This window comes from Azohydromonas lata NBRC 102462 (assembly GCF_001571085.1).
Lineage (GTDB): Bacteria > Pseudomonadota > Gammaproteobacteria > Burkholderiales > Burkholderiaceae_C > Azohydromonas > Azohydromonas lata.
Genome location: NZ_BCTC01000170.1, coordinates 1 through 8,449, shown reverse-complemented (window position 1 = coordinate 8,449; position 8,449 = coordinate 1). Strand labels below are relative to the sequence as shown.

Below are 8,449 nucleotides of genomic sequence, written 5' to 3'. Positions count from 1 at the left end.
GGCTTCGCCGTCGTGGCCGGCGAAGTGCGCACCCTGGCGCAGCGCAGCGCGCAGGCGGCCAAGGAGATCAAGGCGCTCATCACCGACAGCGTGCAGCGCGTGGGCGAGGGCTCGGCGCAGGTGGCGCAGGCCGGCCAGACCATGGAGGAGGTCGTGGGCGCGATTCGCCGCGTGACGGACCTCATGGGCGAGATCAACGCCGCCAGCGCCGAGCAGCACAAGGGCGTTTCGCAGATCGGCGAGGCGGTGTCGCAGATGGACCAGGTCACGCAGCAGAACGCGGCGCTGGTGGAGGAAAGCGCCGCCGCCGCCGAGAGCCTGCGCCTGCAGTCGCAGCGCCTGGTGGACGCGGTGGCGGTGTTCCGCCTGGGCCACCAGGGCGGGGCCGCCATGGACCCGGGCGAGCGGCCCGCACCGGCCGCGTTCGCGCCCGTGAAACCGCTGCCGCAGGCCACTGCCGCCACGCGCCGCGCCTGCGGCCAGCCCTCCAGCGTGGCGCGCGCCGGCTTGCGCACCAGGCCGGCACCGGCCCAGGCACTGGCCGCCCCGCGCCAGCACGCCGTGGCCGAGGGGGGCGACGACGAATGGACCAGCTTTTGAGGGCTGAACCCCTCTGGGCCTGTTCCTGGCCGATCCCCGGTTGATGGCTTGTCGATTCCCGACGGATCCCGGCCCGCGCCTGGGCGCGGGCCGCGGCGGCCAGCGTCTACCAGGCGCCTTGCTGCAACGCCTCGTCCACCAGCTCGCGCAGTTCGCGCGCCACCGCGCGCGCGGCCTCGCTGCCGGCATGGCGGGGCGCGGACACCAGTGACAGCACACGCGGAATCGAGGGCCGCACCAGGCGGGCTGCCGACATCAAGCCGCGGTGCAGCTCATCCTGCACCGCCTGGCGCGGCAGCACGGTGCACAGGCCCGCATCCAGGATCAAGGCCTTCATCACCAGCAGCGAGTCGGACTCGGCCACGACGCGCAGCTTCACCCCGGTGTGGCGCGAGGCCTGGTCGAAGGGCGCGCGCCCGTTGGGCCGCGTCGCCAGCACCAGCGGCCGCTCGGCGAGCTGGCGAAAGCTCAGCGCCTGATCCGGCGCGAACATGCCGGCCGGGCCGATCACCAGGCTCTCCAGCACGCACAGCCGCTCCTCGCCGCGGCGCACCTGGCGGCCGAAGCGGTTGATCACCGCGAGGTCTATGCGCGCGTCGGCCACCTGCTCCTCCAGCGCATTGCTGAAGCCCTCCACGAACTGCAGCTGCACGCGCGGCAGCCGCTCGGCCACACGCTGGTAGAGCCGGCCCACCAGCGGTTGCGCCACCGACGGCACCACCCCCAGGCGCACCACGCCGCCGGGCTGGTTGCCGGTTTCGGCGGCTTCGGTGGTGGCGCGCAGCATCTCGTCCATCGCGGCGCGCAGCCGCGGCGCCAAGCGCGCCGCCGACGGCGTGGGCGCCACGCCCCGGCCCGTGCGCTCGAACAGCCGGCAGCCCAACTGCGCCTCCAGCGCCGCAAGGTGCCGGCTCACGACCGACTGCGCCACCTCGATGTGTGCCGCCGCGCGCGAGATGTTCCCCAGCTCCATCACAGCCAGGAACGCTTCGATGCGGTGCAGGTTCAGCTCAGGCGTAGGCATGCTCGGGGAGCATAGCTGAAATGACACGGCATATCTTTTTGTGACGGCCGCCGCTTCCTAGACTGCGTCGCATCCCTTCACACGAGGACGACCATGACCAAGGAGACGAGGCCCGTTGCCGCACGGCGGCGCGAGCTGTTGCGGCAACTGCTGCCCGCGGGTGCGCCGCGCCTGTGGTGCCCGCTGCTGACGCACTACCGCGACGACGGCTCGCTCGACCTGGAGCGCACGGCCCGCCAGCTCGACGCGATACGCCCCCACGTCGGCGGCCTGCTGCTGGCCGGCTCCACCGGCGACGGCTGGGAGCTGGACGAGGCGCAGCGCCAGCGCCTGGTGGCCGAGGTGCTGCCGCTGGCCCGCGAGCGCGGCTTCGCGGTGTTGCTGGGCGTGCTCAAGCCCACGGCGCAAGGCATGCGGCAGGCCATGGCCGCCACGGTGGCCGCGCTGTGCGCGCAGGCCGGCACCGACGACCCGACCGAGGCCTTCGCGCGCTGCGGCGTGGCGGCCCTCACGCTGTGCGCGCCGCACGGCCAGGCGCTGTCGCAGGACGAGCTGGGCAGCGCGCTCGACGAGCTGCTGGCCAGCGGCGTGCCCGTGTCGCTCTACCAGTTGCCGCAGGTCACGGGCAACCGCATCGCTGCGGCAACTCATGCCGCGCTGGTGGCGCGCCACGCCAACCTGCTGATGCTCAAGGACACCAGCGGTGAGGACACGCTGGCCCAGGCCGCGGACGAGGCCGACGGCGTGCTGCTGCTGCGCGGCGCCGAGGGCGGCTATGCGCGCCACCCCAAGGCGGGCGGCGGCCGCTACGACGGCGCCTTGCTGAGCACCGCCAATGGCCTGGGCGCGGCGCTGGGCGGCGTGCTCGATGCGCTGTGCGCCGGCCGGCGCGAGCAGGCGCAGGCGCTGTCGGCCCGCATCGAGGCCGTGGTGGAGCCGGTGTTCGCCGCGGCCGCCGCGCTGCCGGTGGGCAACGCCTTCACCAACGCGAACAAGGCGCTGGATCACGTCATGGCCCATGGCGAAGCGGCGGGCATGGCCCAGCCGCCGCGCCTGCACGCCGGCACGCGGCTGCCGCGCGAGCTCGTCGCCACCGCCGCCGCCGCGCTGGCCCGCCAGGGCCTGGCGCCCGCGCGCGGCTACCTGCAAAACCGAACCGGAAGCTCCGCATGAAGATCACCCGCATCACCGCCATCCCGCTGTCCTATCGCCTGCCGGAGGGGCAGACGGTCAAGGTCGGCGTGGGCGCCACCATCAAGCGCGACGCCATCGTCGTCCGCGTCGAGACCGACGAGGGGCTCACCGGCTACGGCGAGGCCCACCCGGGCCGCAGCCCGGGCGCCGTTGCCGCGCTGGTCAACGCCACGCTCAACCCCATGCTCGTGGGCATGGACGCCTGCGACGTGGTGGGCGTGTGGTCGCGCGTGCACCGCATGCAGCTCTCCAGCCACGGCCTGGGCGCCGGCGCGGCGCTGGCCCTGTCGGGCATAGACCTGGCCCTGTGGGACATCCGCGGCAAGGCCGCGGGCATGCCGCTGTACCGGCTCCTGGGCGGCAGCCGCAAGCGGCTGCCGGCGTATGCCGGCGGCATTTCGCTGGGATTCCAGCCGGTGCCGCAGCTGGTGGAGGAGGCGCGCGGCCACGTCGCCGCGGGCTACCGCGCGCTCAAGCTGCGCTTGGGCGACAACCCGCGCGACGACGCCGCGCGCGTGCGCGCGGTGCGCGAGGCGCTTGGGCCGGACGTGGACATCCTCACCGACGCCAACACCGCCTGGTCGCTGGCCGACGCGCGCCGCGTGATCCCCACGCTGGCCGAGGCGCGCGTGGGCTGGCTGGAGGAACCCTTCAGTGCGCTGGATTTCGGTGCCTACCGCATCGCCGCCACGCTGGCGCCGTCGCTGCCCATTGCCGCCGGGGAGAACCACTACACGCGCTGGGACTTCGCCCGGCTGCTGGAGGACAGGGCGGTGACGCTGTGGCAGCCGGACCTCTCCAAGACCGGCGGCATCACGGAGGCGCTGCGCATCGCGGCCATGGCCTCGGCCTTCGGCATCACGGTGCACCCGCACTGCTCGGCTACCGGCATCAACCACGCGGCGACGCTGCACTTCCTGGCCGCGCTGGACAACGGCGGCTACTTCGAGGCCTGCGTCTCGCGCTTCAACCCGCTGCGCGACATGTTCGGCGTGCCCTTCGCCCTAGGCGCCGACGGCTGCGTCGAGCCGCCTGAAAAGCCGGGCATAGGCATGGACGTGGACGAAAAGGTCTTCGCCGAATTCCCCGCCATAGACGGGCCGGGCTACGTGGTCAAGTTCTGAGCCCCGGGGCGCCGGCCCCCGGTCGCCATGGCGCGGCCGCGGCGACCGGAGCCCGACTACAACGACACAGGAGACACCCATGCTCAAGCGTTCCCTGCTGCTCGCCGCCGCGAGCCTTGCTGCCCTCGCGGGCCTGGCCGGCACCGCGCCCGCGCTCGCGCAAGGCGCCGGCGCCTACCCCGCCAAGCCCATCAGGATCGTCGTGCCCTATCCGCCCGGCGGCTTCAACGACACGCTGGCGCGCACCATCAGCGTGAAGCTGCAGGCCGCCTGGGGCCAGCCCGTGGTGGTCGAGAACCGGCCCGGCGGCGCAACGGTGATAGGCCTGGACCAGGTCGCCAAGGCCGCGGCCGATGGCTACACGCTGGGCATCGTGCCCTTCTCGTTCGCGGTCAATCCCTACATCTTCGCCAAGTTGCCCTACGACTCGCAGAAGGACTTCGCGCCCATCACGCTGGCGGCAACCACCGCCAACCTGCTGGTCGTCCACCCCTCGCTGCCGGTGCACTCGGTCAAGGAGCTCATCGCGATGGCCAAGGCCAAGCCCGGCACGCTGAGCTACGCCTCCACCGGCATCGGCAGCTCCAACCACCTGTCCATGGAGAAATTCAAGCAGATGGCGGGCGTGGACATCACGCATGTGCCCTACAAGGGCAGTGGCCCGGCGGTGACGGACCTCATAGGCGGGCAGGTGCAGGTGATGTTCGACAACATCTCCAACGTGCTGCCGCACATCAAGTCCGGCAAGATGCGGGTGCTGGCGGTGACGACGCCGGCGCGCTCGCCGCTGCTGGCCGACGTGCCCACCGTCGCCGAGGCCGGCGTGCCGGGCTACGAGGTGAGCGTCTGGTTCGGCCTGGCGGCGCCGGCAGGCACGCCCAGGGCCGTGGTCGACAAGCTCAACGCCGAGATCGCCGGCGCGCTCAGGCAAGCCGACGTGAAGGCGCAGTTCGCCGCGCTGGGCGTGGAGGCGGTGGGCAGCGGCGTGGAGCCCTTTGCCGCACACATCGCGGCGCAGCGCGCGATGTGGTCCAAGGTCGTTCGCGACGCCGGAGTGACGCCGGAATGAGCGCCCCGGCGCGGCCGCTGCGAAGGGGGCGCCCATGAGCGCGCGGCCCGTGGTCCTGCTGACCGGCCCCATGGACCCGGCCGGCGAAGCCCGCATCGCCGCGGTGGCCGAGGTCCGGCTGGCCGGCGACACGTCGGCCGCGACGCTGCGCCGGCTGGTGGCGCAGGCGGACGTGCTCGTCGTCCGCTCGGCCCTGCCGGCCGACTTGCTGGAGCACGCGCCGCGCCTGCGCGGCATCGTCCGCCACGGCGTGGGCGTGGACATGATCCCGGTCGAGGCGGCCAGCGCGCGCGGCATTCCGGTGGCCAACGTGCCGGGCTCCAACCGCCACGCGGTGGCCGAGCACGTCATGGGCGCGATCCAGCTGCTGCGCCGCGGCAGCGCGCTGATGGACCAGCGCCTGCGCCGCGACGGCTGGGAGGCGGCCCGCGCGCTGGCCGACGGCGCGCGCGAGCTGCACGGCGCGACGCTTGGGCTGGTCGGTGTGGGCGACATCGGCCGCCGCGTGGCCGAGATCGCGGCCTTCGGCTACGGCATGAAGGTGCTGGGCCACCAGCGCCGGCTGGACGCCTTGCCGCCTTTCGTCGAGGGCTGCGGGCTGGACACGCTGTGCGAGCGCTGTGATGCGCTGGTGCTGGCCTGCGCGCTGACCGAGGGCACGCGCGGGCTCATCGATGCGCGGCGGCTGGGCCTGCTCAAGGCCGATGCGGTGCTGGTCAACGTGTCGCGCGGCGCGGTGCTGGACGAGGCGGCACTGCTGCACGCGTTGGCCACCGGCCGGCTGCACGGGGCGGCGCTGGACGTTTTCACCACGCAGCCGCTGCCCGCGGGCCATCCGCTGCTGGCGCTGCCCAACGTGCTGCTGTCGCCGCACGCTGCCGGCCTGACGGTGGAGAGCATGCGCCGCATGAGCGAGGGCACGGCGGACGCGGTGCTGTGCCTGCTGCAAGGGCGGCGGCCGCCGCATTGCGTCAATGTGGCGGCCTTGCCGCCCGTGGGCTGAGCCCGGACTCTTGGCGTCCACCAGCGCATCTACTTCGGTTGCAGGAGCGGATGGCGGCAGCTTGGAGCACGGCATCGCCGCAGTGCCATGAGCACTTCAACAACAGTTATGTGAAGTTGCTGATGCAACGAAAAAGCGTGCAGGGCCTGGCCTGCACGCCTTTTTGCGATGCACCCTGCGTTTCCCGGCGCTTGGCGGCGCCTGTCGGCGAGTATTGCTTCGCATCGGTCCCACTGAGCTCTCTCATTCACAACATACGCGTGTAGCCCACAAACAAAAGGCTCCCGTTCCGGCCACTGCCCCCCACCGCTGAACAGCCTGATTTCCCTTTTGTCTTCTTCAACCTATCTCAAAAGCGCAAGCAAAGCGCCGTGCCGATCGTGGCATTGCGAAAACGGCGGGCCAAGGAGGGCTGACGTTGCCGGTTCAATCGCGTATGTTGTTTTGAGCTGCGCGAGGCGCCGTCCTGGCGCCTGCATTCGCCCGCCTCAATGCGCGTGCGGCTCCTCGGCGCCGACCTTTTCCCAGCCGTTGTAGACGAGGTTGAGAATGACCGCGGTGACGGCCGCCAGCAGGATGCCGCTGTGCAGGATGGGCTCCAGCGCGTGGGGCATCTTGTTGAAGAAGCGCGGCGAGATTTCCGGGATCAGGCCCACGCCCAGGCTGATGGCCATGATGTAGAGGTTGTGGCGCTTGGCGCCGCGCACCTCCACGGCGTGCAGGATGCGTATGCCCGTGGCCGCCACCATGCCGAACATCACGATGCCCGCGCCGCCCAGGACGAACTGCGGCACCGAGGCGACGGTCAGCGCCAGCTTGGGCAGCATGCCCAGCGCCAGCATGATGAAGCCGCCGGCCACGCACACGTAGCGGCTCTTCACACCGGTGACGCCCACCAGGCCCACGTTCTGCGAGAAGGAGGTGTGCGGGAAGGTGTTGAGCACGCCGCCGATGAGCGTGCCCAGCCCGTCCACGCGCAGGCCGCGCGCCAGGTCCTCGCGGGTGATGGGCTTGTTCGTCAAGTCGCTCAGCGCCAGGAACATGCCCATGGACTCGATCATCACCACCACCATCACCACGCACATCGTCGCAATGGCCACGGCGTCGAACTTGGGCGCGCCGAACATGAAGGGATAGACCGCGCCCACCCAGGGCGCCTCGGCGATGCCGGCAAAGCTCACCTGGCCCAGCGACAGCGCGATGAGGAAACCGACGATCAAGCCCAGCAGCACCGACACGTTGGCGAAGAAGCCGCGGACGAAGCGCGTGATCAGCACGATGGACAGCAGCACCGCCAGCGCCACGCCCAAGTAAAGCGGATCGCCGAAGTTCGGGTTGGCCGCGCCGCCGCCGGCCCAATTGGCGGCCACGCGGATGAGCGACAGGCCGATGGTCGCGATGATCACGCCCGTGACCACCGGCGGAAACAGCGGCAGCAAGCGGCTGATGAAGGGCGCGATCAGCGTGGCGAACACGCCCGAGGCCATGACCGCTCCGAAGATGCCCGGCAGGCCGAGATCGGGGTTGGCCGCCATGGCCAGCATGGGGCCGACGGCAGCGAAGGTCACGCCCATCATCACCGGCAGCCGGATGCCGAAGCGCCAGAAGCCGATGGCCTGGATCAGCGTGACGATGCCGGAGCACAGCAGGTCGGCGTTGATGAGCAGCGCGATCTGGTCCTTGGGCAGCTTCAAGGCGCCGCCGATGATCAGCGGCACCGCCACCGCGCCGGCATACATCACCAGCACGTGCTGCAAACCCAGCACGGCCAGCTTGCCCGCGGGCAGTACCTCGTCCACCGGGTGGACGGCCTTGGGATCCTCCTGTGGGTCGGTCGCGGCGGCCATGGCAGGGGCCGCTCCAAGCGTGTCAGCGTTGGACATCCGTGTCTCCTGGGGGTGGGCTGCCCGCGGCGCCTTTGGGCGGCGCCTGCATGGGAGGCAGCCCTTGTGGGTGGACTGCGAGAAGCGGCGGCCGCTTACTGGGCCTGGGCGCCGGCTTCGAACCAGCGGCCCAACAGGGCACGCTCGGCGTCGGTGATCTGCGTGGCGTTGTTCAGCGGCATGGTCTTTTGCACCACGGCCTGCTGGTAGATGCCTTGGGCGTTGACCTTGATGAGGTCGGCCGTGTGCAGCGCGACGTTCTTGTTCTGGAGCTGCGCGTTGTGGCACATGGAACAGCGCTGCTCGACGATGGCCTGCACCTGCTGGAATTTCACCGGCTCCGCAGGCTGCGCGGCGGCCATGCCGGCGGCCTCGCGCGGCGGCGGGGCCAGCCACAGCGCCATGCCGGCCAGGGCCAGCGAGCCCACCACGGCGTGCTCCCAGGGCGTGCGCTTGCCCAGCACGTGCGCCTTGTGGCGCGAGACGAAGCTGTGGCGGATCAACGCGCCGGCCAGCATCAGCAGCACCAGCACCAGCCAGTTGTTCTTGGCC

General features: G+C 71.5%; 7 protein-coding genes and 1 pseudogene. 5 read left to right on the top strand and 3 right to left on the bottom strand.

Features of this window, described 5'->3' with window-relative positions; translation table 11 throughout:
* Positions 1-600 (top strand): methyl-accepting chemotaxis protein (locus ALA01S_RS29410; RefSeq protein ID WP_238456006.1); only part of this gene is annotated, 600 nt, incomplete at its 5' end.
* A 106-nt stretch (positions 601-706) separates the two neighbouring features.
* Here the strand turns inward: ALA01S_RS29410 and ALA01S_RS29405 are convergent.
* A complete protein-coding gene (locus tag ALA01S_RS29405) occupies positions 707-1,624 on the bottom strand; it encodes a LysR family transcriptional regulator (protein ID WP_066343055.1) in 918 nt (305 codons plus the stop codon).
* 93 nt (positions 1,625-1,717) lie between these two features.
* On the opposite strand from ALA01S_RS29405, the gene ALA01S_RS29400 reads away from it, so the two are divergent.
* From ALA01S_RS29400 to ALA01S_RS29385, 4 genes are all read left to right on the top strand, one after another.
* Complete coding sequence (locus ALA01S_RS29400) at positions 1,718-2,797, top strand: dihydrodipicolinate synthase family protein (protein ID WP_066343054.1); 1,080 nt, start codon at positions 1,718-1,720, stop codon at positions 2,795-2,797.
* On the top strand, positions 2,794-3,942 hold the full coding sequence (locus tag ALA01S_RS29395) for a mandelate racemase/muconate lactonizing enzyme family protein (protein ID WP_066343053.1): 1,149 nt from the start codon (positions 2,794-2,796) through the stop codon (positions 3,940-3,942). The genes ALA01S_RS29400 and ALA01S_RS29395 overlap by 4 nt, the downstream gene beginning before the upstream one ends.
* A 79-nt stretch (positions 3,943-4,021) precedes the next feature.
* Positions 4,022-5,011: a tripartite tricarboxylate transporter substrate binding protein gene (locus ALA01S_RS29390; protein WP_066343051.1), complete on the top strand. Its 990-nt coding sequence runs from the start codon at positions 4,022-4,024 to the stop codon at positions 5,009-5,011.
* Between the two features lie 34 nt (positions 5,012-5,045).
* Positions 5,046-6,014 carry a hydroxyacid dehydrogenase gene (locus ALA01S_RS29385; RefSeq protein WP_066343050.1) on the top strand — a complete coding sequence of 323 codons (969 nt, stop codon included), beginning with the start codon at positions 5,046-5,048 and terminating at the stop codon, positions 6,012-6,014.
* Positions 6,015-6,502: 488 nt separating this feature from the next.
* Here ALA01S_RS29385 and ALA01S_RS29380 read toward each other — a convergent pair whose 3' ends face one another.
* Positions 6,503-7,861, bottom strand: a complete 1,359-nt coding sequence (locus tag ALA01S_RS29380; protein WP_066343049.1) for a nucleobase:cation symporter-2 family protein — start codon at positions 7,859-7,861, stop codon at positions 6,503-6,505.
* Between the two features lie 131 nt (positions 7,862-7,992).
* A pseudogene (locus ALA01S_RS34185) lies at positions 7,993-8,449 on the bottom strand (urate hydroxylase PuuD); the annotation flags it as partial.